The sequence below is a fragment of the Bdellovibrio sp. MYbb2 genome, from assembly GCF_056175685.1.
Genome location: NZ_JBJKJI010000002.1, coordinates 428,197 through 454,263 on the forward strand (window position 1 = coordinate 428,197; position 26,067 = coordinate 454,263).

Consider the following 26,067-nt stretch of genomic DNA (forward strand, 5'->3'; position numbering starts at 1 on the left):
TATGGCGAAGTATCTTTTAATCGTAGTTCTATTCACTGCTTTCAACGTTGTGACCTCACAGGCGAACGCCACGGTCAGCGCCGGCGCGTCTTCACAACTATACGTGACCGGCGTGGTTGAACACGTCGAAGCCATTGAAAACGAAGCCATGGTTAAGCTAGTGGGTCTGCCAAAGCTTCTGATCATCAAGAATTTAATGAGCTTTCCTGAATCGAAACTGCACTTGTTGACAGAGTCTCAGGAAGGTCGCGTGCCGTTGAAACTTAAAATCAACGGCAACAACCAGATTCTGGATGTTATCAATCAATGATGAAGACCATTTATTTCACTGCGGCTAGTTTGGATGGGTATATTGCTGACCCCAACGACTCTTTGGAATGGTTGTTTAAAAATGGCCCCACGGATATCAGCTTCATAGATACCTTTGTAAACACCGTGGGTGCCCTCGCCATGGGTACATCGACCTACAAGTGGATGCAACAGCATGCTGAAGAATGGCCGTATAAAGTCCCCTGCTTTGTCTTCACCCATCAGAACCTTAAACCTTACGCCGGCGCTGACATTCGCTTTGTTCAGGGCGACGTTGCCAGCCATCATCAGGAAATGCAGAGATTAGCTCAGGGAAAAAACATCTGGATTGTGGGCGGTGGTGATCTGGCCGGGCAATTTTACGACCAGGGTCTATTGAACGAGATGCACATTCAAACGGTGGCCGTCTTTTTAAATCAGGGCAAAAAGCTTTTCGCCCGTCAAACCGACACCGCTTTTAAAATCAAAGAAATTCGTCAGCATGGTGAGACCTGTCTGGAAGTGATTTATACGGTCCTTTAAACGCGTTTTATAATCACCACACCGAAAAATTAAAATACATGCTTTTCGGAAAATCCTGACTTTGCACTTCGCCGTGTCCCAGGACGGCCCTGATAATTTCGCAGCGTTCAGGTTCTTTGGAAAAATTGCAGATCTTCAGTTCATTTTCAAATTGCTGCAAGTCCACCAGGGTCTCTTTATCCGGCTGATAGGCCCAGGATTCAAACATGGGTGCGCCCTCAATGGTGCCGATCTGTTTTTCAGCGCGGTGGCAAGAACTGCAGTTTGTACCGTTCCCAAAGCGCACACCGCTGTAGGGCTTGCTTTTGGAAATCGATTGCATGATGGGAAACTCAATCTCAGCCTTCACCGATGTCGTTGCCGTCGTCTGATAGCTCAACTCCAGATAGTCGCGACCCCGTCCTTCGGAAACCACCGACATATAAAGCTTTTCGTTCAGGATAAAGACGCGCGGACTGCGATTGCCTGCCGCCGGTTGCGCGCTCATTTGACTGTTGGTCAAAGTAATGTTCAAGGGTCGCTCCAGGCTTTCCAAAAAACAACTGAGCGTGACGGGCTTTGGCAGTGAATTTATCAGAACGACAACGTCTTCAATGGTGGAAGGCCTTGCCGACACCCCTGCAGGAGCCAAACAGGTGACCGAGGCTTGCGCCAAAGCATTCCCCACATCCGACACCCCCTGCGCATGAAAACTTGCCGCCGGAGAGCACCCGACATTCCACCCGGTCAAAATCAACAGCGAAAGAACAAAGGCACCATGAGTCTTGGTTATGTTCATGGCTGATATAATAGCAACCCATGGAATATCGCACATAGGTGGAGATTTCAGTTTTTTATTAATACGTATTCAGTTCAGCAACAAAAGACTTCCCGCTTGAAAAACCATGTCAAGATGAGACACTGGTTCCTTCACCACGTCACTTGGGAGAACGCTCCATGCACCGCGACCGCATTGCCGAAAAGTACCGAAATAGAATCATATCTGCGGAACAAGCTGCTGAACTTATCAAGGATGGAATGGTCGTGGGCGCCAGCGGATTCACCAAAGCAGGCGATGCCAAAGCCACATTGAAAGCTCTGGTTGAAAAAGCAAAAAAGAATCCCCTGAAAATAAATTTAATGACCGGAGCATCACTGGGCCACAATCTGGACGGTTTGCTGGCCGAGGCCGATGTGATCGCCCGACGCATGCCCTTTCAAGCCGATCCCCTGCTGCGCAAAAAAATTAATACCGGCGACGTGATGTTCACCGATCCTCATCTGGGGGAAACTGCCGAACTGCTGGCTTATGGCTTTTTACCGTCAGTGGACATTGCTGTTATTGAGGTGGCTGCTATTTATGAGGACGGTTCCATCCTGCCAACGACTTCGGTTGGCAACAATCTGACCTATGCCCGGCACGCCAAGTCCGTGATTTTGGAAGTTAACACGACCATCCCACTTGAGATTCGCGGCTTCCACGATATCTTTGCCACGGGTCTGTCGCCACACCGCCAGATCATTCCAGTGACAGAACCCAGCTCTCGTATCGGGACTGAAACAATGGATATTGATCCGGCGAAAATCGCGGGCATTGTTATCTCTGACATCAAAGACAGCCCGGTGGATCTCAGTGCTGTCGACGTCAAAACCCAGGCAATCTCTGATCACCTGATGGATTTCTTTAATCAGGAAGTAAAAAAAGGCCGCTTGTCCATGAATCTTCCACCGCTGCAGACAGGCATTGGGAATATTGCCAATGCCGTCTTTAGCGGCTTCAAGAAAGGAAATTTTGAAAATCTGCAGATGTATTCCGAAGTTTTGCAGGACAGCACCTTTGAACTGATTGATTCCGGCAAAATGAAATTCGCTTCAGCCTGTTCTTTCGCCGTGACTGAAGGCTGCTATGAAAAATTCTTTGCGAATCTGGATCAATATCGTGGCAAAGTCTTGCTGCGCCCGGAAAAAATCAGCAATTCACCCGAGGTCATTCGCCGTCTGGGCGTCATCGCCATCAATACAGCCATCGAGTTTGACCTTTATGGAAACGTCAACAGCACCCACATCGGTGGCAACAAACTGATGAACGGGATTGGTGGATCCGGAGACTTCGCCCGAAATTCATATCTAAGTATTTTCGTGACTCAGTCTGCCTCCAAGAATAACAACATTTCCCACGTTGTTCCCATGGTGACTCACGTCGACAGCAACGAACACGACGTGGACATCCTGGTCACCGACCAGGGACTGGCGGATTTGCGCGGTCTGGCGCCACGAGAGCGTGCTTTACGTGTGATTGAAAGTTGCGTTCACCCCGAATATCGCGACCAGCTTAAAGCTTACTATAAAGAAGCCCTGGCTCGCGGGGGGCATACACCTCATGTGATTGAGCGGGCCTTTGCATGGCACCAAAGCTTTAATGAGCGTGGAACAATGAAGCTGTCTTGAAACGCCTGAAATGATCCGGCGAATTACTTTCCTGTGGACACGATGTAATAGATGCCGCACAAAGTGATTAGTACCGGCAAAATAAACGTCAAGCCAAGCACCCAAAGGGTTTTGCGACGTACTTCTTTTTCTGCCATCTCTGTATCGTGGGGCGTTTCCATATCGGTCCTTTACTAGACGGGTCTAATTGGGAAGGATTCTAGCGACACCATTACCAGAAGACAAATAAAAAGCCCCCGTTGAAGTCTGTTCAAAGCATACAAAATGTTGCTGTCACTCGGCAGGAGCTTAAAGTTCCGCTCGTGTTTTCTTAGCGGGCGCAATAAATAGTTCGTCAGTGACTTACCAACAGTAAAGGATCGGACGATGAAACAGTTTCTTTCTTCAATTGCGATGATTTCGATGATTTCAATGACCACTTTGACGGCCTATGCTGAGGAAGGCCGTCAGGTCTCCGTTGGCAGCGTGTTTACTAATTTATCCACCGAGTGCGTTGAAATCAGTGCGGCAACAGAGCAGTCCCCGATTGATTTCTATGATGCTGAATGCAAGGGTTTTGGCGGGTATCAACTAAACATCGCTGGCGGCGACCTTCGCTATCATCCGGAATTGGCTTACGGTGGTCAGCAGATTGCACTGAATAACCCGTACTCGTTCCATGACCTGGCTTCACCTAAAGTGGAATGGATGTACCGTAAAACGAATTCTTTGGAAGACGGCAGCGGATCGTTGCAGTGGATTGGCTTTATCTATCGCCTGTCTGAAGCCACGGAAGATGGAACGTCAGATGTGGAAGTCGTGTATGCGGTTCGCTTGGATGGGGCGGATACCTGCTCGATCGGCACTGCCAGTACAGAAGAACAAGCACGGGCGCTTGTTCTTAGTTCAAAGGCTCGCTGCAAATAGCCTGACTATTGTTTTTTAATATCGTGAATGCAAAAGGCCGGAAGCTTATCAATGGGTCTATTCTGATAATCGACGGCCCCTAGCTCTTTCAGTTCTTTGAGGGTTGTTTCTCTGACGACTCCGTCGCCGCCACGAATTCTAAGTACCAGGTGAGTATCAACGTTCGCTGGATTCTCTTTGTCGATTTTGATTTTTTTCTTGTTATCCCAAGCGACGATAGCCGTATCAACAGAGCCATCTTGCTTCTTAATCTGCACCATCATGCTGTCCAATTGCGGTTTACCGAAAGCTGCAACTTGAATGACCTCTTCAAGGTCCGCCAGTTTCAAGTTCAAGCCAAGTTGTTTACCCAAAGTGTGACAAAAGGAACCGGCGTCAGCGCGTTTACTGAATTTAATTTTTGAAACAGCGACAGAGTAATCACCTACACTGACATCCTGAGCGAATGGCAGCAGGTTCGCATGAGCATGGAAGGCAGAGAAGTTCAAAATTAAGACAGTTGCCAACAAGACTTTTTTCATAAGGCACCTCTGGCCATTTACATTGCCAAGGTCATTCCAGCCCCAGGTGGGATAAACTTGATTCCACGCCGTCAGAACTGTCGAAGGCGCCAAAAACGCCAACCAAATCTGTTATGTCTTAATTTGAAATACGCAGCCTTGTTGCAAATTGAGACGAGCTTGGGAACTTCCAGACACCCTTTTTTTATTCACCATTAATCATGGTGCTGCCATATTTCTTAAACAGCAGTTCAAGCTTCCCTGAAGACTTTAGCTTTGTGATCGCATTGTCCAGGTCCTTTTTAGTGACTCGTCCCAAGCGACTGGTTGAACATATGATCGGATAGTCTTTAAGAAAAATAGTCTGCCGATTTTTTGTGATGTCCGGGTTTTTCAAGCGAAAATAATCCAGAAAGATCTGATCGGTGACGACGTATTGAATTCTTCCATGAAGAAGCTTTTTTAAATTGGCTTCCTCGCTGACGTTGTCCTCGCGATTTATCTTTCCGGTGGAAAAATAAGGATCCAGAGTTGGGTAGACATATTGAAGCATAGTTCCCAGAGTTTTTCCCTTGAGGCCTTCGACCGTCTTGGGCATGGGGGCCTGACCAATGACTATCTCCCGTTTTATAAAAAGCGTTTTTGAAAAATCCATTTTGTCCTGACTACTGTCCCACAAGGGGGACGTGTAGCAGAGGATATCCATTTGCCCTTTTAACAAGTATCCAAGCAGACGATAGCGGGTGACGACGCTAAACTGAGCTTTACGACCCAGGATTTCAGCGAGGGCGTTGGTATAGTCCACAATGAGACCCTCTTTTTTATCGCCCTTTTCAATCAGCAAAGGTGGGGCCAATCCGGCAGGAATGGAGGCTCGAATGATCATTTTATCTTCAGCCTGAGCGCATAGGCTGATGGTTAACACGAAGAAGATAAGAAGAAGCGACTTCACTCGCCGCTTTTGCCCCGGAAGATCGAATGAAATTCCAATAACTGGCATATAGGTAGGCATTCGATCCGTGATAAATCCCATATAGCAGATAGTGTTGTCGACATGTGCCTTAGATGCAAGCAATCGCTTGCGAGTAAGATTTTGTGATGGTTTTGGCAGATTTTAGGCATAAAAAAACCGAAGACTCAGCTTCGGTGATTTTGGCCATTTTTAGGAAAAAATGGCGGGGTGGACGGGACTCGAACCCGCGGCCTTCCGCGTGACAGGCGGACGTTATAACCAACTTAACTACCACCCCAGTGGCGTTTCGGAGAATCATTTATAGCCAAGTCGGACACCCCTGACAACATTATTTTTAAAAAAACTTAATATCATGGCGTCCTATGCCCTCTTTTTGAGCAAATAAAGCCCTAGCCGGACGGTTTTGAAGGGTATACTGTCTTTGCACCATCAAGGAGACCCCAAAATGAAGAAACTTTTGGCTGCGACCGCCCTGCTACTGTGCCAAACCGCCCTGGCGGAAACAATCACTTACGAAGTGGAAGGCATGCACTGCACCTCCTGCGCCCGCTCCATCAAGGCTCAGGTATGCAAAATGGATGGCCTGGAAAAGTGCGATGTTACTGTCGGTAAAGTGATTGTCTCACCTAAAGCCGGTTCAACGATTTCTCAAGATCAGATTCAAGCGGCGATTTCAAAAGCCGGTGAATACAAGATCATCAACTCTTCAAAGTCCAAGTAAGATTGTGGAATCATCGGATCCCCTGTTCAGGGGGTTCGATTAAAAAAAATTGACCATCGAGCGCGATGACCTGACCGCACTTCTTTGGCATAATGATCCCATGATTAACACAGTTTCCGCATCCTCTAAGGGTCGCCTGCTTATTATCGATGACGAATTTGAACTGCTTGAAGTCCTGGCGGCCATCCTTGAAGACAGCACCTCTGAAATCCACCGCGCCAACAACGGGATTGAAGGCATTGATCTGCTGAAAACCCAGCAATTTGACGCCGTCCTTTCTGACGAAAAGATGCCAAAAAAATCAGGCTTGGAAGTTTTAAAGTGGATGCGTGAAAACGGCCTGCAGATCCCGTTCATCATTCACACTGGTTATGGCCAGAAGGACATGGTGCTGGAAGCTCAAAGATTGGGCGTGTATGCCTTTATTGACAAGCCGTGGGATGAAAACTCGCTGATTTCCACCGTGGAACGCGCCCTAAAAACTGGGATGGAGCAAAAGAAGGCCTAAAGGTCTTGTCTCCCCCTTCCAAATCCATCATCATAGAGAGCATCCGGGCGCACGGCGCCCTAGAATAGGAACTCTCATGAACAAGCTCTTTTGGATCGACATGGAGATGACCGGTCTTGATGTCGAGAAGGAAGTGATCATCGAAGTGGCGGCCATCGTCACGGATCTGAACTTCAAAGAACTGGAAACATTTGAAACCGTAGTGAAACAGCCCCAGAAGTATCTGGACAGCATGGACGCCTGGAACACGGAACATCACAGAAAATCCGGCCTGACCGCTAAGGTGCCTAACGGAATGGACGCTGATCAGGTTGAAGCCAAGCTTGTGGACATGGTTAAAAAGCATTTCCCGGATCCCAAGGACAAACCTGTTCTTGCGGGGAATTCAATCATGCAAGACCGTCTTTTCATCAACAAGTACATGCCGGAATTTGCCGGAAGACTTCACTATCGCATGGTGGATGTGTCTTCATGGAAAGTGATCATCAATAACAAATTCAAATACGTTTATCAGAAGGCTAACAAACACCGCGCCCTGGAAGACATCCGCGAAAGCATCCAGGAACTGCGCCACTATACCGATAAAATGCACTTCACCAAGTAGCGCATTCATGCGTCCACTGCAGATCTTACGGCAGCGGACGCATGCTCATTTCTTTTGACTCGAAAATCAAAGGCCCCTACTTTCATGAGCAGGAGCTGAATGATGCGCAAAAGTCTGCTGTTTTTGCTATGTCTGTTTCTTCCTCTGGCCGGCCTGGGTGGTAACACCCCAAATGCCGAGATGGTTTACATTTACCATCCGCCAGAGTCCGAAATAGATCGTCGTTACGCCTACCACTGGGATCTTCTGAAGGCGGCGTTGGAAATCACCAAAGATAAATATGGGCCTTACGTTCTAAAGCCCAGCGTGCGCATGACGGAAGACCGTCAGATGCGCGAGCTTTTGTCGAACTCGCAAAAACTGACCGTGATGATTCGTGAAACCTCGATCAAACGCGAACGCCAGTTAGAAACTGTTCGCATCCCCATCGATAAAAGTCTGATTTCTTATCGCGTTCTGCTGATCAATAAAAAAGACAAGGCCGTCTTTGACAAAATCACCACCCTGGATCAGCTGAAAAAAATCCCCATGCGCCAGGGCGAAGGCTGGGGCGACAATGCCATTCTGGAAAGCGCGGGCTTTCGCGTGCTGGAAGAGGTTTATTACGACCGTATCTTTGAAAACCTTGTGTTCAGCGCGCACACCACAGCTTTCCCCCGCGGCGTGACGGAAGTGCTGGAAGAATTCAACGCGCGCAAAGAGCGCCTGCCCCAGCTGATGATTGAAGAAAACATTTTGCTGTACTATCCCCTGCCGACCTATTTCTGGTTCCCACAAACGGACGAGGGCAAAAAACTTGCACGCCGAACTAAAGACGGCCTGGAAAAACTGATCGAATCAGGTGATTTTGACCGGATGTTTAACAAGGCCTATGGCAAAGTCATCGCGGATCTGAACCTTAAGAACAGAAAACTGTTCAGAATTGATAATCCGCTGTTGCCAACAACGGTTCCCTTCGACAATAAGAAGCTGTGGTTTGATCCGACCAAATAGATTCGGATCAGACGGAAAGGCTGCTTTATGCCGCAGAAAAAAACCGCTGAAAACGAATCGGCTTTCAAAAACTGGATTAACGAGGCGCTCGTACGCCGCATAGCTGAGCACCTGCAATATCACCACGCTGATTTTGACAGCAAAAGTTTTCAAAAGCTTGCCCGCGAGCTTTCCGCACTTGAGATGAAACCCCGCGTGCAGCTGATCCGCGGTCGCTTGCAATCACACCTTCCAAAAGACTACACCAAGGCTTTAAACATTCTGCTGAAAGCTGTCAGCAAACCCAAACCCGGCGTTGAACCTCTGTCCGGTTTTGACCTGTGGGCGTTCACTGAATTTGTGCAAGTGTATGGACTGGAACATTTTGATGAATCCATGAAGGGCCTGCACGCACTGACACAAAAATTCACTGCTGAATGGGCCGTGCGTCCGTTCCTGATCCACCGTCAGGAAGAAACTCTGAAACAACTGATGGCTTGGACTCAGGACGAAAGCCACCACGTGCGCCGTTGGGTTTCGGAAGGTTCGCGTCCCCGCCTGCCGTGGGGCGAGCTGCTGCGTGAATTCATCAAAGACCCGGCACCGACTTTGAAGCTTTTGGAAGAGCTTAAATACGACGAAGAACTTTACGTACGCAAGTCCGTTGCCAATCACCTGAATGACATCACCAAAACCCATCCGGATGTGGTGATCAAAACCCTGAAGCGCTGGCAGAAGGAAGCTCCGAAAGAACATAAAGCCAAGATCGACTGGATCACCCGTCACGCCTTAAGAACTCAGGTGAAGGCTGGCAATCCTGAAGCTTTGAAGCTTTTGGGATATCACACTGAGGCCACGGTGAAGCTGCATGATCTGGCATTAAAACCTAAAACCGTCAAAACCGGCGGTCATCTTGAAATGTCCTTTGGCCTTTCAAGCCCCAAGGACGCCACGGTTGTGGTGGACTATGCGATTCATTATAAAAAGGCCAATGGCACGAATTCAGCCAAAGTTTTTAAGCTTGCCAACAAAGAGCTGAAAGCAAAAGAGCGGATGGAATTCACCAAAAAGCATTCCTTCCGCCCGGTGACAACACGAGTGCTTTATCCGGGCTCTCATGTCGTAGAAATTTTCGTAAATGGAAAGAGCCTGAGAAAGGCCACTTTCCTTTTGAAGGACTAAAGGTCTTTCTTCATTTGCTCCAGGGACTTTAGAACTTCCTTGAAGCGATCCTCTTTCACTTGTGGATGAGCCAAAGCGATTTCGATGGTCTTTTTGGCTTCATCCTTTTGTTTCAGTTCCTTCTGGATCTCGGCCAAAGTTTTCAAGTTATGAAGACGAAGGTCTTCGCCCAGCTCTACGGCAAGTTGGGCCTGTGGCAGGGCTTTGTCATAGGCCTTGTTGCGCACATAGTAGCTGGCAAGCTTCATGTGCGGCACATAGCTGTCAGGATTTTCCTTTTCAAGCTTCAGCAACCACGACTCTTCAATTTCAGGAAGTCCCGCCTGACGGAAGTAAAACAGGGTCGCCATCACTTCGCCCGGACGCTTTTCTGAAAGCTTCAAAGAACGCACTTCATCCTGCAGTTCCTGCTGAATTTTGACGATCTCTTCCTTTTGCCCCAGCGCTTCGGCTGACGCCTTCCACATGGAAAGGGCTTCGGCTCTTTCCACCGGGGCCATGGGGCTGACATCCCAAGCCTCGACCCATTTGATGGTGTCGGCTTTGGACTTGGTCAGGTTTTGCAAAAACTCGGTATTGGCTTTCAGGCGCTCTTTCAAATCCGCGGGCAGGTCCTTCTTTTCACTTTTCAGGAGTTCAGCCCATTCATTGGTGGCCGTCACACTGGTGAAACTTTGCGGCTTCAGATCAGCCCACTTTTTCAGAATGGCCAGGTATTCATCGGACTTTTTGTCGGCACGGGCCTGCTGAGACGCCAGTTGAGTTTCAGCTGAAGCAAAACGATCGGACTTGGAATCGATCTGACGATACCATTTCACGGACGTTTCCATATCCAGAGCATTGTAGGCACTGACGGCCAAAGCCTCGATGGCTTTTTGATCACCGGCTTGTGCCAGCTTTTCAAGATCCGCCGCGGATTGAAGGTTCTTTTTCGCATCCTTGATGCGTTTGGCATAAACATCCGCCGGCGCAAAATCCAGGGCGCGATAAAGTTCAGTGCCATCAGGTTTTAAGATCAACACTGTCGGAATCGCTTTAATATTATATTGTTTGCCGAACGGTTTATTGACACTCATATCCGCATTCAAAGCGACCAGCACAAAATCCTTCGTGACGTTTTTAAAGGCCTTGGTGCCAAAGACTTCCGTTTCAAGACGAACACAGGCCGGGCACCAAGGGGCGCCGTAATCAACCAGCAGATTCTTTTTAAGCTTTGCCGCCAAAGTTTTGGCAGCATCCAGGTCGTTTTCGATAAAGCCATGGCTATTCTTGTGAACTTTGCCCGCGGTGGCTTTCACTTCCGGCTTTGCGACTTCGGCTTTTTTGACTTCGCTAGCAGGTTTTAGCTTTCCGCCAGAAATCACGTAAGTGATCCGGTGCTCTTCACACACGGTTTTTTTGTCGTCGCAGACATAGAAGCCAAGCTCAAAGCCTTCGTTTTCTTTTGTCGGCATAGCAAAGACCAACTGAGATTCCTCTTTAACAAGAGGCGCAATCTCTACACCTTTCATAGCGAAAGCGGCAGGGGCTTCTTTATTGAAATGAAAACCTTTTTGAATGGCGCCGACAATCTTTCCGTCTTTCACGGTGAATGAGGCTTTGCCGTCCGAAAGACGACCGAATGCGGATGCCGCAATGAACAGGGTTAAGATAAAACCAAGAACCTTCATAAGTCCTCCTGAATATCTTAAAACCCTATCACGGCGAAGGCAGATAACAATGCCTACGCCGCTCATGCTGCGGCGTAGATGTAAAAAGTCACCAGGCACCTTTTTTAGAAGCCGTCGGTGGTTCCTACTTTGCCCCAGTCGTCCATGGAATCAGCTGCTGGGGTTTTGCGTGGGGCTGCTGCCGGGGCCGGGCGTTTTTGGGCGGACTTGATGTCGATGGTCTTACCCTTGGCCTGCACGCTGCTGACCGCGGCGGAGATTTCACGGCGCACACCTTTGATGGTGTAGGTCAACAAGTCGACGACTTTATCCAGTTGCTGAGCCTGGGCGGACAATTCTTGAGAAGCCGCAGCAGCTTCTTCCGAAGTCGCGGCGTTCACTTGAGTCACCTGATCCAATTGATTCATGGCTTTGCTGATCTGAGTAACCCCATTGGATTGCTCTTCACTGGCACTGGCAATTTCAGCGTTCAGACTGGACACCTTCTGCGCGGACTGCACGATTTCACCCAGCACTTTGCCACTTTGTTGAGCTTGGTTGGCACCACGGTCGATTTTCTCGACGCTGCCTTTGATCAGCTCGGTGATGTCTTTCGCCGCAGAAGAACTGCGCTGAGCCAGATTGCGAACCGCTTCCGCCACAACAGCAAAGCCTTTCCCCTGCTCACCCGCACGCGCCGCCTCGACCGCCGCGTTCAGGGCCAGCAAATTCGTCTGAAACGCGATATCGTCAATCACGTTGATGATTTCTTCAATGCGTTTGGAGTCCTGGGAAATCGCCTGCATCGAGTCCATCAGGGAATGAATTTCTTTATCCCCACGACTGGCCACCTGACTGGTTTCACCTGAAAGACGAGCCGCCTCGCGAGCGTTGTCCGCATTGATCTTAATCATGGAAGTCAGCTCTTCCAGCGTAGCCACGGTTTCTTCCAAAGAAGCCGCCTGTTCAGAGGACGCCTCGGCCAGTTGTTCTGAAGATACAGAGATCTGCTGGGAAGCCCCGGACACTTGTGTGGAATTTTCGGTCAGATCGGAAATCACGCGGTTGATACTGAAACTCAAAGATCGCAACACCAAAAATGCACAGGCAATACCGAACAGCAAAGCCCCCAAAACCGTGCCCACAAGGATATTGCGGGATTGCGCATAGGCCACTTCCGCAGCTTTTTGCTCAACCAGCATGCGTTCGTTATTGCTTTTCACCATGCTGTCGACAATTTCAGTTCCGCGCACGCGCACGTCACGACCTTTGGTGACAAGGATGTTAAGAGCTTCCTTGTCATGGCCTTGATCATAAAGCTCAGTGACTTGCTGATTCAGGTCGGTCCATTCTTTATAGACGGCTTCAAATTCAGCGATACGCTTCAGCCCGGCTTCATCCGCCAGTGCTTTGCGCTCTTCAAGAATCCCGGCCATCTCTTTATGACGTTCACCAATAAACTTACGAGCCACATCCCGAGCAGGACTACCGGCCGGATTCAAAGCAAAGTTTCGCTCATTAATGACCTGAGTAAGGAAGACCTCTTTCATCATGTGATCCCGATCAATTCGAGGCACAGTGACGTCAGTAATATGAGTCAGAGTAGAATTCAAATCCCCAAGACTGCGCCAGCTCATCACTGCAATGAGAGCAGAACAAAACACAAGGATCCCAACAATCATCGACACTTTAAAATTCAAACTGCGTACGTTCATGATTCTCCCTTTAATGGGAGAATTTATCGGGCCCTCAGTAAAGAAACCTAAGGCAGAACCCCGTTAAATTATCTTGATTTCAAAAAAGAAAAACTCAAGATCCTCAAAAAAATCCAAATTCAAAACATCACAAAAATTCTTAACAACACAAAAGAACTTCTACTCTACTCCCCCATCTGTCGCACCATAGCCAGAAAAAACAACCAGGCACCTTCGAAATAAAAAAAGGGAGCCACGAAGGCTCCCTAGCGCGAGGACTGTCTGGGCGTTTCCGGCTCGGGCAGCCCCTCTTCCCTTGCGGGTTGACTAGTAACGGTAGTGCTCAGGTTTGAATGGACCCTGAGGACTCATGTGCAGGTACTTGGCTTGTTTGGAGGAAAGTTTAGTCAACTTCACGCCCAATTTATCCAAGTGCAATGCCGCCACTTTTTCGTCCAAGTGTTTAGGCAAACGGTAAACTGCGATGTCTTGGTACTTGTCACGGTTCATGAACAATTCCATTTGTGCCAACACCTGATTGGTGAAGGAGTTGGACATAACGAAGCTTGGGTGGCCCGTAGCGCAACCCAAATTCACCAGACGGCCTTTAGCCAGGATGATAACCTGTTTGCCGTTTTTCAAAGTGTGGATGTCCACTTGTGGTTTAACTTCACGCATTTTGGAGTTCTTGTTCAACCAAGCCATGTCGATTTCGATATCGAAGTGACCGATGTTGCACACGATCGCGTTGTTTTTCATTTTCATGAAGTGCTTGTCAGTGATGATATCGCAGCAGCCAGTCGCTGTTACGAAGATGTCACCCAGTGGAGCTGCATCTTCCATAGTCGTCACTTCGAAACCTTCCATTGCCGCCTGAAGCGCGCAGATTGGATCGATTTCAGTCACAAGAACGCGAGCACCCAGACCACGCAAAGAATGCGCAGAACCTTTACCCACATCGCCGTAACCTGCAACAACGCAGATTTTGCCGGCAACCATCACGTCAGTTGCACGTTTGATACCGTCAGCCAAAGATTCGCGGCAACCGTACAGATTGTCGAATTTGGATTTGGTAACAGAGTCATTGATGTTGATCGCTGGAACTTTCAGTTTACCTTGTTTTACAAGGACTTCCAGATTGTGAACACCGGTAGTTGTCTCTTCAGAGATACCGATGATTTTCTTCATTTCTTTGGCGAAACGAGGCTCGTGCATCATGTTCGTCAAATCACCACCATCGTCAAGGATCATGTTGTAGCCTTCTTTGCCCCAACCCACGATAGTTTGTTCGATACACCAGTTGAACTCTTCCTCAGTCAGACCTTTCCAGGCAAATACTGGAATACCCGCTGCCGCGATAGCTGCTGCTGCGTGATCCTGAGTGGAGAAGATGTTGCAAGAAGACCAGCGGATTTCCGCACCCAGCTCTACAAGTGTTTCGATCAGAACCGCAGTCTGGATAGTCATGTGAAGGCAACCAGCGATACGAGCGCCTTTCAAAGGCTGCTGTTTTTTGTATTCTTTACGAAGAGCCATCAAACCTGGCATTTCAGTTTCAGCAATCTTGATTTCTTCACGACCCCATTTAGCAAGCTTTGCGAAAACCTCTGGGTTTTCCATCGCTTCTTTGCTGACTCTGTAGTCAACAGCAGGAGTTTTAGCAGCCGCTTTAGTTGCTGCAGGAGCTTTCATTTTAGCATTTTTCTTCATAGCGGTTTTTCCGTTCGTCGTAGTCAATGACATTTGATTGAAGTCCTTGTCTTGTTATGTTTCTAAATTCAAATCTGCTTCAGCTTGCGTGCCTACCGGCACTCCAGCTCTGCCGGCTTTCGCCGCTTAAGGCAGCGTCAAGATTTCATAGCCAGTATCTGTCACAAGCACGGTATGTTCAAATTGTGCGGACAGTAGACTATCTGCAGTATGATAGTACTTAATGCTGCTTCCTGGAATGTCGAATTCGATGATTTCGTCAGTCCCTTGATTCACCATCGGTTCGACGGTGATACAGTGGAACGGCACCAGGCGCTCGCCTTTGCCTTTTTTGCCATAGGATGGAACAAAAGGCTCTTCATGGAACTTACGGCCCACCCCGTGGCCGCCGATCTCTTTCACGGCGACATAACCCTTGCGAGTCACAAGCTTGTTCGTTTCAAAACCGATGTCCCCGGTATAACCGTTCGGACGGATGGCCTCGATACCCACGTCACGAGCCATACGGGCGGTTTCGATAAGATCTTTGGCATCATCAGAAACGTTGCCGATCATGTACATCTTGGAAGTGTCCCCAAAGAAACCATCAATCCAGGCCGTCACGTCGACATTGATAATGTCCCCGTCTTTCAAGATTGTTTTGTCATCAGGAACGCCATGGCAGACAACTTCATTGATGGAAGTACAAGTGTACTTAGGATAGCCGTGATAACCCAGACATGCCGACTTGGCACCTTTGGTAGCCATAAAATCGAAGCAAAGCTCATCGATCTCGTTCGTGGTCATACCAATTTTAATATATTTATCCAGGTAGGTCAGAGTGTCGGCTGCAATACGGCAGGCAACAGTCATCTTTTTGATTTCTTCCAAAGAAAGCGGCTTAATTCCCATAGAGGATGGTATAGCACAGCCCCCCACCCTTGAACAGACCAAAACCCAAACCCCGAGCAGGGAAAATCCAAGCCCACCTTAGATAAAAGCCGCCGTTTCCCCTATAAAATCGAACTAACAAACCCCTCCCAAAGGCGACGACGAAGTCGAGCCCACAAAACGGCGATCCCGCGAAGCGGAAGCCCACCCACAACGGGACGAGGGGCTGGTCAAAAAGGTCCATATACAAGGCGGAGGTGGGTCCTCGCAGCGGAGGCGTACCCATGTGGTACGTCGTAGCGAGAAGACCCGCCGACAACGCAGGAGATGGGCCTTTTTCACCAGCCCCGAAAAAAAGGCAAAAAAAAAGCCTAGGTATAATCCTAGGCTTTTTCGTCGTTCAAAAACTGAACTGGCTAAGACCTATTTAAGGTGCTTAGAAACCAATTTAGTCATGTCGAACATAGAAACTTGAGTTTTGCCGCCGAAAACTTCTTTCAATTTAGCGTCAGCATTGATGTTTCTTTTGTTTTTAGCATCTTGAAGGTTGTTCTTCTTGATGTAAGCCCAAAGTTTTTTAACAACTTCAGTACGTGGAAGTGGAGAAGCACCAACAACTGCTGCCAAAGCTGCAGATGGAGTCAACGCTTTCATGAAAGCTGCGTTTGGTTTACGAGCAGTTTTAGCTTTTTTAGGAGCTGCTGCTTTTTTTGGAGTTGCTTTTTTTGCTGCTGCTTTAGGAGCGGCTTTTTTAGCTGCTTTTGGAGCTGCTTTTTTTGCTGCTGCTTTTTTAGGAGCTGCTTTCTTAGTTGTAGCTTTTTTTGTAGCTTTTGCTTTTGCCATTCGAAATTCCTCCGTTAGGTTTTTAGTCTTGTTTATCTCGAATGAGCTTAGTGTGTATCCAAGTCCAGTCGTTTGTCTAAAGAAAAATGCAGGGGAAATCATTTTTTTTCGCACGGGAAGCGGAAAAGACCCCGTTTTCCCCTCTAAAACCACCCCCTCCCCCCTCGGGAAACGGTGTTTTCCCCTAGGGAAAGGCCCCTTTTCCCCTCTAAAAAAGTCCATTTTTCACTGGGAAACGACCTTCTGGACTGAGACTTTTACCCCTTGTACCGATAAGAAAGGCATGAGTTTTCAGGCAAGCTTCAAGCAAATTCTCAGAGAGAAAATGGGTTCCGAAACCTTCGTGAACGCCTCCGAAGAAAGCTTATTAAATGCCGACCCCTCCCACCTTGCCTTCTTGATGGGTCAGGTTGGTCGCAAAGAATTCAACTCCCCACGTGGACAATATCCTGCCCCTAAAGTTCGTCCACAACGCAAAGCTCACAGTTTTTCCCCGTCTCAACAGCAGGCTTACGAGTTTTTGAAAAGCTGGATCTTTGACCTTCCCGCCGGCTTTACCGCAAGCGAATTGAAAAAGGCCTTCCGTCAGGCTGCCATGATTCTGCATCCCGACCACGGCGGGAACGCCCCGCAATTCGTAGAGTTGAAAGCACACTACGAGACCTTGCGCCCGCTTGTCTCACTCTAGAACGAACAAATTTCAGCTAAACATAGATTACATTGCTGAAATACCCTCAGGCCTTTTGTTTCATCGCCGATATTGCATAATGGAAGCAACCAGGAATATAAAGCACCATGCGAGACCTGACTTTTACATCTGAGGATGCCTACAAGAAACGACTGACTTATTTCAAGGTCATCTATTCTTTGACCCTCCTGGTCTCGCTTGTCTATATAGTGAAATTCAATTTCCAATATAAGGTCGCCGACTACAACTCGGCCCTGATCCCGATCTGGGTGGTGCTGCTGATTGTTCCGCAAGCCTGCCTAAGGTTCCTTAAAAACTATCTGATCTCTGCCTGTGTTATGGGCACGATGTGCTCGCTGATCCTGGCCTATCTGCTTTACCTATCGGGCGGCATTGAAGCGCCGGGTATCTTCTGGCTGACGGCCATCCCTTTGGTCTGCGGCATCCTGGTCGGCGTTCCCGGGGCGATTGGGGGCTATCTGATCGTCTTTGCGATCCTGTGGTTCTTCTGGTTCGCCCGCACCCAAGGGTTCGGCCCGAACGTCATTGCGGAATACGGCGATTATAACCGTGAAAAGCTCTTTAATGTCGTTGTCTTCCTGCTGTTCTCGGCCTTTAACACCCACTACTATATCCGCGGCGAAAAGACTCTGATGAAGAACCTCGAGGAAAAGAACCTCGACGTTGAAAACCTGCTTCGCGTTCTGATCCATGATATCGCCAACACCCTGTCTTCGATGACCTACAATCTGGTGAAGGCCAAAGAGGACCGCGAGGAAAACCTGTCCGGCGTGCAAGAGCTGGACAAGATTGAGCGCGCCGTGGATGACATCGTCAATCTGCTGGCGCAGGTGCGACATCTGAAGTCCGTGAAGGACGGCAAGGCGGCCATGCCCTTGAAACCTTTGAATCTGACCATGGTGCTGAACGAGGTTTATGAAAACACCGTCGCCACGGCCCAGCAAAAAGGCATCAAGATGCAGCTGGATATCTCGCGCGACCGCATGCCTATCAATGGCGAAAAAACCATCCTGAGCAGTGTTGTGCTGCAGAACCTTATCAATAACGCCATCAAGTTTTCTCACCCCGGCGAACGCATTGATCTGCGCGCCTACCCAACTGAAACCGAAGTGATCATCGAGATCCGCGACTATGGAATCGGCATCCCGAAAGAGATCCTGGCCAACATCTTCAACCTGAACGCCCAGACCACCCGTCCGGGCACCCAAGGGGAAAAAGGCACAGGCTATGGCATGCCGCTGGTTCGCGAGTATCTGCAGATGATGAATGGATCCATTGAGATATTCTCAAGTGAAGAAACCAGCTCGTCGGACCCCAGCGGCACCCGGGTGGTTTTGAAGATGCCTTTGGTCAAGACCGTCCTGTAAACGTCTCAATTCAAGACTCTAGCCCCCCTCGCCTTGTAAAGAATTGCGCAAAAATACTGAATGGGACCCCGTAATATGCCGATAAGTCGTGTATGGAAAAACACCTGTACGTAACGGTATTCACCCTGCTTTTTCTTTCGTCGGGGGCCTTCGCCACACCGGGTTCACTCACCTATCAAGGACGCATCAGAAATGCTCAAGGGGATGCACTTGAGGTCAATGGCGTTCGCTTTGAGTTTTCGGTGACCAATCCAAACGGCACCTGCGTCCTTTACCGGGAAACTTCCGGCGCCATTGATATGCGCAACTCTTCCGGAGTGTTTGACGTTCCCATCGGCACCGGCACAAAAAACTATCCTGCCGCGGCTGGTTTTAAATTGTTGGACAGCTTTGACAACTCGGCGGCAATTCCATGCGAAGGCGGCGGATCCTACACTCCGGTTGCTGACGACAAACGTTTGCTGCGCGTGCAATTCCATGACGGAACTGGTTGGAAACTGATCACACCGGACAATGAAATCCGCTCCGTCCCCTATGCCGGTCACGCCAAAATCGCACAAACCGCGCAGAAACTGGGAACTCAAGTTGCCAGTGACTTTGTCGCCAAAGCCTCTTTGCCTTTCTGCGGAGCTGGCAGCTATTTGCGTCACATCGCCCCTGCCGGCACTTTTGAATGCACGGCCCCCACCGTCACCGGAGGCAACGTCACCGGAAACATCAGCGGCAGTGCCGCGGGTTTCACCGGCAATTTGACTGGGGATGTTTCAGGCACTCAAAGTGCGACCTCTGTGGATCGCATCAAAGGCACACCGGTGGTGAACTCCGGCCTGGCTTCGGGAAAAGTACTGAAATTTGACGGTACGAACTGGGCACCGGCAGATGACAATGCCGGCACTGCCGGTGCGATCACCTCTTTGACAGGTGCAGTGTCTTCCTCTGGAAGCCCTGCTGCCACTGTGACTTTGAACGACGACACGGTGACCACGGCCAAAATCGTGAACGGCACGATTTTGAACGAGGACATTTCCGGTTCGGCGGCGATTGCAGATTCCAAGCTTGCGACTATTTCCACAGCCGGCAAAGTGTCAGGCGGTGCCATCACATCGGGCACCATCGGCGGCAGTACGGCCATCAACACCAGCGGCCTGATTCAGACTTCCAGCGGGATCCGCGTGTATTCCGGCTCGAATTATGTAGAACTGAAAGCCCCGGCCTTAAGCGCAAATTCCAGTTACGAATTACCTGCGGCCGACGGCACCGATGGGCAGCTGTTGAAAACCGACGGCACTGGCAAATTGTCATGGACAACCGTGACCACCAGTGGCGGCACCGTGACCGGCGTCACCGCCTCCGCCCCGTTGGCCAGCTCCGGAGGCACAGCCCCGGCTATTTCTTTGAATGATTCGGGAGTGACGGCTGGCACCTACAACCGCGTTGTGGTCAGCGCCAAAGGTCTTGTGACCAGTGGTTCGAATATGGCCGCGGCAGATTACGCCAATGTCGCCGGCGATGTGACCTCAACTGCGGGTCTTAGCAACACCAAGGTTGAAAAAATCCAAGGTGTGGCGATAGACACGACAACTCCTTTGACCGGCCAGATGCTGGTTCATGATGCCACGAAATGGAAAGTGCAATACGTGGGTTTTGGCCAATTGCGCTCAACCGTCACTGGCAACACCCAAATGCCCGCAGCTTGTGCGACCGCAAACAAAACCCTGAACTGGAGTGCAATCACCGACACGTTCACTTGTGCCGACATCGCAATCAGCAACACGCAGGTTTCAGGACTGGGAACCGCCGCAGCGAAGGACTTTGGCACTGCGGCCGGCAATCTGGTGGAACTTGATGGCACCGGGAAAGTTCCGGCAGCTTTGCTTCCGTCTGTGGGTGACAATCTGGGAAATCACACGGCCACCGCAAACTTGAACATGGCCACTTACAACATCAGTGGGTCTGGCAAGTTGCTTATCGGAGATGGCACCTGGAGTGCTCCTTCCATCAGTTTCGCCAATAACACCAACACCGGGATTTCGAACAACGGCGGGATCATGCGATTTACTTCCAGCGGAAGTCTTGTCATGGATCTTAGCAACAACGTCATGCAACTTAACGGAAGCTATGCTCCGTACATGCGCCTGGGTGGTGGGGTTTACGGAGCGTCCAACCCAACATATGCTTTCGGCAGCTACACCACGACGGGAATGTTCTCCGCCACCAACATTCTGGGCTTCAGCGTGAACGGCACTGAACGCATGCGCATGGACAGCTCGGGCATGATGGGGATCGGCACGACGGCGCCGACCCGCAAACTGCACATCGTTGGTGATGGCACTGATTATGGCGATGATATCTTTATGGAGGCCGTGAACTCTGAAACCGCTGTGCCCCAGATCAGTCTGGCCCGCTCACGCGGCACCACCACCACCAGAAATCCGGCGCTTGCCAATGACACCATCGGTACGCTGGCTTTCCGCGCTTACGACGGCGCAACCCATGCTTATAGTGCACGAATTTCTTCCAGTGCGGAAACGGACTTTGCAACCGCGGTGAACGGGAATCTGCGTTTTTATACAGCGGCCGCCGGAACTGATTCCGAACGCATGCGAATCACTGGCTCTGGAAGCGTGGGAATCGGAACGACCGCGCCCACCGTGCCTTTACAGGTCGCAACCCGCGTACCTTCGTCGACTGTTCATCCGCATAGAGCAGGCATTCAAGCCGTCGGCGAAGGCACCGATGTCGGCGGCCGCGTTGCCGCCCTTGTTTCCAGCGCAATAGAAATGGCTACATTCTCGGGCTACCAAAGCGCCGGGACGCTGGCATCTCCCACGGCTGTCATCAGCGGACAGGGAATCACCAGCCTGACAGCTTTTGCCTATAACGGCACACAATACCAGAGTGGCGGCAATGCCGCTGTCAATTTCTATGCGACAGAGACTCACACGGCATCAGCCGGAGGTGCAAAAATCACCTTCCAGACCACGAACAATGGCTCTTCGGGATCCTCTGAAAAAATGGTGATCAACCACAATGGAAATGTGGGGATTGGAGTGACGAACCCGACTGTAAAACTTGAAGTCAATGGTGCCGTCAAAATCGGAACCAGCGCTCCGATTGGAAGAATGACCGTCTGCTCTTACGCCACTCAGACAGGGACAACTGTCGCAGCTTACAACGTTCATAACTGGATTACCGCGGAATGTACCGACGGGGTTCCCAATGCAACTTGTGTTGGGTACATCTCAAAAAGTGTTCTTACGGGCATGGAAAGTAACGTTTCTGCGTTAGGTCCAAATGAATCCGTCTATCCGGGATGCCCCGGATCATGCTCTGCCAATGCGAATGGTGGATTTGGCTTCTCTACGGACGTCGCTGCCGCGGGGAATGCCATTTACGATATTCGTGTCGTATATATGTGCCAGAACTAAATATGAATCCAGCCAAAAAGATGCAAAACCAAAAACAGTACAGCGGGCATCAGACTTAAAAGTGCCCTCTTTTTAAATGGGGCACTGGACATGATGGAGATAAGAAACATTTTTGATACAAAACTTGCCAGCAAGGACATCTCGACAAGTCGCTCGTACTGAGCAAGCCCCACCTGATCCGCTGCCAAAAGCTGGGCTGTGGAAATCAATGACCCATGAACTTCAAACAACGACACCACAAAGGTTAATGCCATCAAACCGTCGTTGCCCATCCAGGCTTGAGCCCCCCGGCTGGCGGCTAAAATCAGAACGATAAAGACAGTCAGCTTCAGTGACTCCCAGACATCCAGAATTTTTTCCGGGCCGGTCGCAATATGTCGCGGGCGGCTTTGTCGTCGCCATAGAACAATGATCATCACCACTGTTATTACAAATAGTGCCAGGAAATGCACTGACACCACTTGCAGGGCCGCGATACTGCCTGCACCGACCAGCACAATCGCCTGCAGCAGCATAGCCAGAATCGCCGCCTGCATTGCGGCCATCCTGACACTTTGGGAGCCTTCGGTGTCATGGCTGTCTTTGGCCAGTCGCACCGTGGTGGCCGTACTTGAAAGCATGCCTCCAAGAAAACCAGTCATCAGCATTCCGGCGCGGTGACCGACAAAGGAAGACAACACCTTTCCCATCACCTGCAGTGTTGAAAGAGCAAAGAACATAAATAGAATCTTCTGGGGGCGGAACAGCCCCCAGGGATCGATGGAACCGGCCGGTACCACCTTCGATGCGCCAAAAAGAAAGAGCAGGAATAACCCTGCCCTCACCCACTGATTTTTCATCAGATATTAAACCATTTTGAAGCGGATACGTTTTGGTCCCGCATTTTCGCCCAGACGGCGCTTGCGGTCTTCTTCATACTCGGTGAAGTTTCCAGGATAGAATTCAATCTTGGAATCACCTTCGAACGCCATGATGTGCGTGCACACGCGATCCAGGAACCAACGATCGTGCGAGATCACCACGGCAGATCCACCGAATTCCAGCAGCGCTTCTTCCAGCGCACGCATGGTGTTTACGTCCAGATCATTCGTCGGCTCATCCAGAAGCAACAAGTTCGCGCCTTCTTTCAGGATTTTTGCCATGTTCACACGGTTGCGTTCACCACCGGACAACTGACCGACTTTTTTCTGCTGATCAGAACCCGAGAAGTTAAACCAGGAAACGTACTGACGCGCATTGATTTCACGCGTGCCCAACTGGATCACATCAGCCCCACCGGACAATTCCTCGTAAATGGACTTGTTCGGATCCAAGGTTTCACGAGTCTGGTCAACGTAAGCAATCTTCACGGTTTCACCGACTTTGAATGTGCCGGAATCAGGCTGTTCTTTGCCCGTGATCATGCGGAACAAAGTGGATTTACCCACACCGTTCGGCCCGATCACACCCACGATCGCCCCTTTTGGAATCGTGAAGCTCACGTCATCCAAAAGAACTTTGTGGTTGTAGGCTTTGGTGATGCCATGAGCTTCCACCACGATATCGCCCAGACGAGGTCCTGGCGGGATGTAGATGGACATCTCCTGGATTTTTTCAGGCGTTGCTTCTTTCAACAGGTTTTCGTAGTTAGAGATACGAGCTTTGGATTTTGCCTGACGGGCTTTTGCGCCCTGACGGATCCAATCCAATTCTTTTTCCAAAGTACGGGCCTTGCGAGCCTGGTCTTTGGCTTCGTTCGCCTGACGCTTGTCTTTTTGTTCCAACCAGGAGGTATAGTTCCCTTTCCAAGGAATACCTTCACCGCGATCCAACTCAAGGATCCAGCCTGCCACGTTGTCCAGGAAGTAACGATCATGCGTAACTGCGATAACAGTTCCCGGGAACTTGGAAAGATATTGTTCAAGCCACGCTACCGATTCGGCATCCAGGTGATTCGTTGGCTCATCCAAAAGCAAAATATCTGGTTCAGACATGATCAAACGGGCCAAAGCCACACGGCGTTTTTCACCTCCGGAAAGGTTTGTCACCGCCAGATCACCATCTGGACAGCGAAGAGCGTCCATCACGATTTCGATCTTTTGATCGACGTCCCAGGCACCAAGGGCTTCCAGTTTTTCCTGAAGCGCGCCCTGTTTTTCGATCAGTTTGTTCATCTCGTCCGGATCCAGATCCGGGTCAGAGAACTTGTCGTTGATCGCGTTGTATTCTTTCATCACTTTCGGCAGTTCGCCCATGCCAGCGAAGATATTTTCTTTCACTGTCAGTGCATCATCCAAATGAGGCTCTTGCTCGAAATAGCCGACTTTCATTGTCTTGGAAGGGAAAGCTTCACCCAGGAAGTCCTTGTCCACGCCTGCCATAATTCTGAGCAAAGTGGATTTACCAGAACCGTTCAGACCCAAAACACCAATCTTGGCGCCATAGAAGTAAGAAAGATAAATATCCTTCAACACATATCTTTGTGGAGGATATACTTTACTTACGCCCTTCATTGTGTAGATAATCTCTTGAGACATGACGTCACACTCCTAAAAAGACCGGATTCGGCCCTGACTTCGTCTATAAACGAAGTAATTTACCAGCCCGAAAACGCTTGTCAAATGGAGTTCCATTTATCACACTATCGCCCCTAGCGCAGGATGCGCTTCTGATAGAAAGCCGGTTTTCCGGCACAAAAAATAAGCACTGAGCTTAAATTACGGACAGAAATAAGCATTTAATGAGTGGCGGCAACCTAGAGCGGCAGCAAAATTCGAATACTGACACGCCGAATTCCCCGGAAAAACCGGAGAAGCGTGAGCCGTCGTCCAAAAAGTCCCTGTTCGGCAACCTGAACTCTGACCTGAAGCACGCCCTGAACACCTGGGAAACTCTGACTGAAGAAGCGGCCAACAAGGTCTCTCCGGACGAAGAACAGCTGCAGGAAGTCAAACGTCTTCTTGGCGAGCTTAAATCCAAATTGAATCAATTCGACGAATAGAACTGGCACCCGATGGATGCGGGGATGGCCTTGATGACGGGCTGGGGCTGCTTGCAGCTCTGGGGCACGCCGTCCGGGCTCAGTTGCCGCCGCCTTCGGCAGTTCGCGCCATCGTGGCGCCGGCAAAGGCCCCTGCCGCAGCAAACATCCCCATCCCGCCCTCAAGGCCATTTGCTTCGTTCGGATGGGTTCGCTTCTTAAATGATTTAGTTTTGTCTTAATTTCGAAGAAGAGCTTGTTAACAGCTCCGCAGATGAACCTGCGTGCTTATTTTTTGTCGTCCTTGCTGCCGCCCAGGCATTCTGGGGAGACAAAGTTCAGAGTGTCTTTTTGGGACGCCCATTCAGTCGGAGTCAGAGCCTTTTGCGTGAGAGCATGCAGGCCTGTTTGAAGTTCCGACTTCAATAGATCGTTCACCATACGTTGGCGGTCGATGCGGGATTTGCCTTCGAAGGCTTCTGATACCACCAGCACTTTGAAATGAGTTTCGCTGTTTGGGGGCACCGAGTGCATGTGGCTTTCGTTTTCAACCCCCAGCTCGATTGGAGCCAGGGATTGGTTTAGGATTTCGCGGATACGGGTCTCTCGGGACATGTTCTAATGATTTCTTTTCTCGATCTTGGATTTGATAAGGTCGATGCCCATTTTGGCCATGGCATAGACGCCTTTTTCTTCAAGCTTCTTATCAACATCCTTGGCTGTGCGCAAAGCTTTTGCGGCGGCCATCTGGGCGATCGGGTTTCCGACTGGCAAACCTTCAAACTGCCCGTCTTTTTTCCACTCGTCAGCCACGGTGTCGGCGATTTCCATCACTTTGGGGGCTTTTTGGCGGATCACTTCACTGCCATAGAATTCCAAGTGAACTTTTTCTTCTGCATGGTGAATGTCAGAATCCACAGTGTCTTCCGAGTAAATCGGCGCACCTTCGGAAACCATTTTTTTGGCTTCACGCATGGTTTCGTCCACTTTCACACCTTCGTTTTGTGCTTCGGTGTTGATTTCATCCGCGGCTTCCATTGTGGCATGGGCTTCGTTCATAGAAGCGTGGGCCTCGTCGATGATTTCTTCGGCGTCACCACGAATTTCAGCGGCTTCGTCGATTTCAGCCTGAGCCTCGTGATGAGGACGGCGTTTTTTTGGATGATGATGCTTTTTCTTTGCGTCGTAATGTTTGATCTCTGGCATGTTTACTT

At 49.8% G+C, this 26,067-nt stretch carries 26 protein-coding genes and 1 tRNA gene; 13 read left to right on the forward strand and 14 right to left on the reverse strand.

Translation table 11 applies throughout. The features are described 5' to 3' along the window. The first annotated feature begins 1 nt into the window (after position 1). Together AC04MQ_RS11975 and AC04MQ_RS11980 are read left to right on the forward strand one after the other, a co-directional pair. Positions 2 to 310 (forward strand): hypothetical protein, encoded by a 309-nt coding sequence (locus AC04MQ_RS11975; protein ID WP_041577296.1) that lies wholly within the window; start codon positions 2 to 4, stop codon positions 308 to 310. Then, positions 307 to 831 carry a dihydrofolate reductase family protein gene (locus tag AC04MQ_RS11980; RefSeq protein WP_015090492.1) on the forward strand — a complete coding sequence of 175 codons (525 nt, stop codon included), beginning with the start codon at positions 307 to 309 and terminating at the stop codon, positions 829 to 831. The genes AC04MQ_RS11975 and AC04MQ_RS11980 overlap by 4 nt, the downstream gene beginning before the upstream one ends. A gap of 13 nt (positions 832 to 844) precedes the next feature. Here AC04MQ_RS11980 and AC04MQ_RS11985 read toward each other — a convergent pair whose 3' ends face one another. Next, on the reverse strand, positions 845 to 1,609 hold the full coding sequence (locus tag AC04MQ_RS11985) for a hypothetical protein (protein ID WP_041577294.1): 765 nt from the start codon (positions 1,607 to 1,609) through the stop codon (positions 845 to 847). Between the two features lie 158 nt (positions 1,610 to 1,767). On the opposite strand from AC04MQ_RS11985, the gene AC04MQ_RS11990 reads away from it, so the two are divergent. Next, positions 1,768 to 3,258 (forward strand): acetyl-CoA hydrolase/transferase family protein, encoded by a 1,491-nt coding sequence (locus AC04MQ_RS11990; RefSeq protein WP_015090489.1) that lies wholly within the window; start codon positions 1,768 to 1,770, stop codon positions 3,256 to 3,258. Between the two features lie 23 nt (positions 3,259 to 3,281). Here AC04MQ_RS11990 and AC04MQ_RS11995 read toward each other — a convergent pair whose 3' ends face one another. Beyond that, a complete protein-coding gene (locus AC04MQ_RS11995) occupies positions 3,282 to 3,419 on the reverse strand; it encodes a hypothetical protein (protein WP_235046289.1) in 138 nt (45 codons plus the stop codon). A gap of 205 nt (positions 3,420 to 3,624) precedes the next feature. Here AC04MQ_RS11995 and AC04MQ_RS12000 point away from each other — a divergent pair, with 205 nt between their 5' ends. Next, positions 3,625 to 4,164, forward strand: coding sequence for a hypothetical protein (locus tag AC04MQ_RS12000; protein ID WP_015090487.1), 540 nt, complete (start codon positions 3,625 to 3,627; stop codon positions 4,162 to 4,164). 5 nt (positions 4,165 to 4,169) lie between these two features. On the opposite strand, the gene AC04MQ_RS12005 is transcribed toward AC04MQ_RS12000, so the two are convergent. From AC04MQ_RS12005 to AC04MQ_RS12015, 3 genes are all read right to left on the reverse strand, one after another. Next, entirely contained in the window at positions 4,170 to 4,685 is a 516-nt protein-coding gene (locus AC04MQ_RS12005; RefSeq protein WP_148278746.1) for a hypothetical protein, read from the reverse strand. Positions 4,686 to 4,869: 184 nt separating this feature from the next. Then, positions 4,870 to 5,697: a substrate-binding periplasmic protein gene (locus AC04MQ_RS12010; protein WP_475392165.1), complete on the reverse strand. Its 828-nt coding sequence runs from the start codon at positions 5,695 to 5,697 to the stop codon at positions 4,870 to 4,872. A 140-nt stretch (positions 5,698 to 5,837) separates the two neighbouring features. Beyond that, a tRNA-Asp gene (locus AC04MQ_RS12015) sits at positions 5,838 to 5,914 on the reverse strand. A gap of 168 nt (positions 5,915 to 6,082) precedes the next feature. Here AC04MQ_RS12015 and AC04MQ_RS12020 point away from each other — a divergent pair. The 5 genes from AC04MQ_RS12020 to AC04MQ_RS12040 all read left to right on the forward strand — a co-directional run bounded on the left by AC04MQ_RS12020 (position 6,083) and on the right by AC04MQ_RS12040 (position 9,624). Beyond that, complete coding sequence (locus tag AC04MQ_RS12020; protein WP_475392166.1) at positions 6,083 to 6,358, forward strand: heavy-metal-associated domain-containing protein; 276 nt, start codon at positions 6,083 to 6,085, stop codon at positions 6,356 to 6,358. A gap of 100 nt (positions 6,359 to 6,458) precedes the next feature. Beyond that, positions 6,459 to 6,866: a response regulator gene (locus tag AC04MQ_RS12025; RefSeq protein WP_235046288.1), complete on the forward strand. Its 408-nt coding sequence runs from the start codon at positions 6,459 to 6,461 to the stop codon at positions 6,864 to 6,866. A gap of 76 nt (positions 6,867 to 6,942) precedes the next feature. Continuing rightward, complete coding sequence (orn, locus tag AC04MQ_RS12030; RefSeq protein WP_015090481.1) at positions 6,943 to 7,470, forward strand: oligoribonuclease; 528 nt, start codon at positions 6,943 to 6,945, stop codon at positions 7,468 to 7,470. 99 nt (positions 7,471 to 7,569) lie between these two features. Further along, positions 7,570 to 8,463: a hypothetical protein gene (locus tag AC04MQ_RS12035; protein ID WP_015090480.1), complete on the forward strand. Its 894-nt coding sequence runs from the start codon at positions 7,570 to 7,572 to the stop codon at positions 8,461 to 8,463. Positions 8,464 to 8,490: 27 nt separating this feature from the next. Then, positions 8,491 to 9,624 carry a DNA alkylation repair protein gene (locus AC04MQ_RS12040; protein WP_015090479.1) on the forward strand — a complete coding sequence of 378 codons (1,134 nt, stop codon included), beginning with the start codon at positions 8,491 to 8,493 and terminating at the stop codon, positions 9,622 to 9,624. Here AC04MQ_RS12040 and AC04MQ_RS12045 read toward each other — a convergent pair. From AC04MQ_RS12045 to AC04MQ_RS12065, 5 genes are all read right to left on the reverse strand, one after another. Beyond that, on the reverse strand, positions 9,621 to 11,294 hold the full coding sequence (locus AC04MQ_RS12045; protein WP_475392167.1) for a thioredoxin family protein: 1,674 nt from the start codon (positions 11,292 to 11,294) through the stop codon (positions 9,621 to 9,623). The two genes, AC04MQ_RS12040 and AC04MQ_RS12045, sit on opposite strands and share 4 nt — an antisense overlap. A gap of 104 nt (positions 11,295 to 11,398) precedes the next feature. Continuing rightward, a complete protein-coding gene (locus AC04MQ_RS12050) occupies positions 11,399 to 12,988 on the reverse strand; it encodes a methyl-accepting chemotaxis protein (RefSeq protein WP_475392168.1) in 1,590 nt (529 codons plus the stop codon). A gap of 306 nt (positions 12,989 to 13,294) precedes the next feature. Further along, entirely contained in the window at positions 13,295 to 14,677 is a 1,383-nt protein-coding gene (gene ahcY, locus AC04MQ_RS12055) for an adenosylhomocysteinase (RefSeq protein ID WP_268742070.1), read from the reverse strand. Positions 14,678 to 14,803: 126 nt separating this feature from the next. Continuing rightward, a complete protein-coding gene (gene map / locus AC04MQ_RS12060) occupies positions 14,804 to 15,568 on the reverse strand; it encodes a type I methionyl aminopeptidase (RefSeq protein WP_475392169.1) in 765 nt (254 codons plus the stop codon). A gap of 402 nt (positions 15,569 to 15,970) precedes the next feature. Next, positions 15,971 to 16,390, reverse strand: a complete 420-nt coding sequence (locus AC04MQ_RS12065; protein ID WP_475392170.1) for an SWIB/MDM2 domain-containing protein — start codon at positions 16,388 to 16,390, stop codon at positions 15,971 to 15,973. A 52-nt stretch (positions 16,391 to 16,442) separates the two neighbouring features. Between AC04MQ_RS12065 and AC04MQ_RS12070 the strand changes: the two genes are divergently transcribed. From AC04MQ_RS12070 to AC04MQ_RS12080, 3 genes are all read left to right on the forward strand, one after another. Further along, on the forward strand, positions 16,443 to 17,078 hold the full coding sequence (locus tag AC04MQ_RS12070) for a J domain-containing protein (protein WP_475392171.1): 636 nt from the start codon (positions 16,443 to 16,445) through the stop codon (positions 17,076 to 17,078). A 107-nt stretch (positions 17,079 to 17,185) separates the two neighbouring features. Next, on the forward strand, positions 17,186 to 18,466 hold the full coding sequence (locus tag AC04MQ_RS12075) for a sensor histidine kinase (protein ID WP_148278745.1): 1,281 nt from the start codon (positions 17,186 to 17,188) through the stop codon (positions 18,464 to 18,466). A gap of 92 nt (positions 18,467 to 18,558) precedes the next feature. After that, positions 18,559 to 21,894 (forward strand): beta strand repeat-containing protein, encoded by a 3,336-nt coding sequence (locus AC04MQ_RS12080; RefSeq protein ID WP_475392172.1) that lies wholly within the window; start codon positions 18,559 to 18,561, stop codon positions 21,892 to 21,894. Here AC04MQ_RS12080 and AC04MQ_RS12085 read toward each other — a convergent pair. Both AC04MQ_RS12085 and ettA read right to left on the reverse strand, forming a co-directional pair. Next, positions 21,891 to 22,733 (reverse strand): DUF4010 domain-containing protein, encoded by an 843-nt coding sequence (locus AC04MQ_RS12085; RefSeq protein ID WP_051026280.1) that lies wholly within the window; start codon positions 22,731 to 22,733, stop codon positions 21,891 to 21,893. The two genes, AC04MQ_RS12080 and AC04MQ_RS12085, sit on opposite strands and share 4 nt — an antisense overlap. A gap of 6 nt (positions 22,734 to 22,739) precedes the next feature. Next, complete coding sequence (gene ettA / locus AC04MQ_RS12090) at positions 22,740 to 24,410, reverse strand: energy-dependent translational throttle protein EttA (RefSeq protein WP_475392173.1); 1,671 nt, start codon at positions 24,408 to 24,410, stop codon at positions 22,740 to 22,742. 203 nt (positions 24,411 to 24,613) lie between these two features. Here ettA and AC04MQ_RS12095 point away from each other — a divergent pair, with 203 nt between their 5' ends. Beyond that, positions 24,614 to 24,874, forward strand: a complete 261-nt coding sequence (locus AC04MQ_RS12095) for a hypothetical protein (RefSeq protein ID WP_011163826.1) — start codon at positions 24,614 to 24,616, stop codon at positions 24,872 to 24,874. Positions 24,875 to 25,141: 267 nt separating this feature from the next. Here the strand turns inward: AC04MQ_RS12095 and AC04MQ_RS12100 are convergent, their stop codons facing one another. Then, complete coding sequence (locus AC04MQ_RS12100; protein WP_475392174.1) at positions 25,142 to 25,468, reverse strand: BolA family protein; 327 nt, start codon at positions 25,466 to 25,468, stop codon at positions 25,142 to 25,144. A gap of 3 nt (positions 25,469 to 25,471) precedes the next feature. Beyond that, positions 25,472 to 26,059, reverse strand: coding sequence for a hypothetical protein (locus AC04MQ_RS12105; protein WP_015090465.1), 588 nt, complete (start codon positions 26,057 to 26,059; stop codon positions 25,472 to 25,474). Positions 26,060 to 26,067: the final 8 nt, after the last annotated feature.

Excerpts from the sequence above, each read along its gene's own strand:
- AC04MQ_RS11975 (WP_041577296.1), top strand. The coding sequence starts at position 2 with ATGGCGAAGTATCTTTTAATCGTAGTTCTATTCACTGCTTTCAACGTT.
- AC04MQ_RS11980 (WP_015090492.1), top strand. The coding sequence starts at position 307 with ATGATGAAGACCATTTATTTCACTGCGGCTAGTTTGGATGGGTATATT.
- AC04MQ_RS11985 (WP_041577294.1), bottom strand. The coding sequence starts at position 1,609 with ATGAACATAACCAAGACTCATGGTGCCTTTGTTCTTTCGCTGTTGATT.
- AC04MQ_RS11990 (WP_015090489.1), top strand. The coding sequence starts at position 1,768 with ATGCACCGCGACCGCATTGCCGAAAAGTACCGAAATAGAATCATATCT.
- AC04MQ_RS11995 (WP_235046289.1), bottom strand. The coding sequence starts at position 3,419 with ATGGAAACGCCCCACGATACAGAGATGGCAGAAAAAGAAGTACGTCGC.
- AC04MQ_RS12000 (WP_015090487.1), top strand. The coding sequence starts at position 3,625 with ATGAAACAGTTTCTTTCTTCAATTGCGATGATTTCGATGATTTCAATG.
- AC04MQ_RS12005 (WP_148278746.1), bottom strand. The coding sequence starts at position 4,685 with ATGAAAAAAGTCTTGTTGGCAACTGTCTTAATTTTGAACTTCTCTGCC.
- AC04MQ_RS12010 (WP_475392165.1), bottom strand. The coding sequence starts at position 5,697 with ATGGGATTTATCACGGATCGAATGCCTACCTATATGCCAGTTATTGGA.
- AC04MQ_RS12020 (WP_475392166.1), top strand. The coding sequence starts at position 6,083 with ATGAAGAAACTTTTGGCTGCGACCGCCCTGCTACTGTGCCAAACCGCC.
- AC04MQ_RS12025 (WP_235046288.1), top strand. The coding sequence starts at position 6,459 with ATGATTAACACAGTTTCCGCATCCTCTAAGGGTCGCCTGCTTATTATC.
- orn (WP_015090481.1), top strand. The coding sequence starts at position 6,943 with ATGAACAAGCTCTTTTGGATCGACATGGAGATGACCGGTCTTGATGTC.
- AC04MQ_RS12035 (WP_015090480.1), top strand. The coding sequence starts at position 7,570 with ATGATGCGCAAAAGTCTGCTGTTTTTGCTATGTCTGTTTCTTCCTCTG.
- AC04MQ_RS12040 (WP_015090479.1), top strand. The coding sequence starts at position 8,491 with ATGCCGCAGAAAAAAACCGCTGAAAACGAATCGGCTTTCAAAAACTGG.
- AC04MQ_RS12045 (WP_475392167.1), bottom strand. The coding sequence starts at position 11,294 with ATGAAGGTTCTTGGTTTTATCTTAACCCTGTTCATTGCGGCATCCGCA.
- AC04MQ_RS12050 (WP_475392168.1), bottom strand. The coding sequence starts at position 12,988 with ATGAACGTACGCAGTTTGAATTTTAAAGTGTCGATGATTGTTGGGATC.
- ahcY (WP_268742070.1), bottom strand. The coding sequence starts at position 14,677 with ATGAAGAAAAATGCTAAAATGAAAGCTCCTGCAGCAACTAAAGCGGCT.
- map (WP_475392169.1), bottom strand. The coding sequence starts at position 15,568 with ATGGGAATTAAGCCGCTTTCTTTGGAAGAAATCAAAAAGATGACTGTT.
- AC04MQ_RS12065 (WP_475392170.1), bottom strand. The coding sequence starts at position 16,390 with ATGGCAAAAGCAAAAGCTACAAAAAAAGCTACAACTAAGAAAGCAGCT.
- AC04MQ_RS12075 (WP_148278745.1), top strand. The coding sequence starts at position 17,186 with ATGCGAGACCTGACTTTTACATCTGAGGATGCCTACAAGAAACGACTG.
- AC04MQ_RS12080 (WP_475392172.1), top strand. The coding sequence starts at position 18,559 with ATGGAAAAACACCTGTACGTAACGGTATTCACCCTGCTTTTTCTTTCG.
- AC04MQ_RS12085 (WP_051026280.1), bottom strand. The coding sequence starts at position 22,733 with ATGAAAAATCAGTGGGTGAGGGCAGGGTTATTCCTGCTCTTTCTTTTT.
- ettA (WP_475392173.1), bottom strand. The coding sequence starts at position 24,410 with ATGTCTCAAGAGATTATCTACACAATGAAGGGCGTAAGTAAAGTATAT.
- AC04MQ_RS12095 (WP_011163826.1), top strand. The coding sequence starts at position 24,614 with ATGAGTGGCGGCAACCTAGAGCGGCAGCAAAATTCGAATACTGACACG.
- AC04MQ_RS12100 (WP_475392174.1), bottom strand. The coding sequence starts at position 25,468 with ATGTCCCGAGAGACCCGTATCCGCGAAATCCTAAACCAATCCCTGGCT.
- AC04MQ_RS12105 (WP_015090465.1), bottom strand. The coding sequence starts at position 26,059 with ATGCCAGAGATCAAACATTACGACGCAAAGAAAAAGCATCATCATCCA.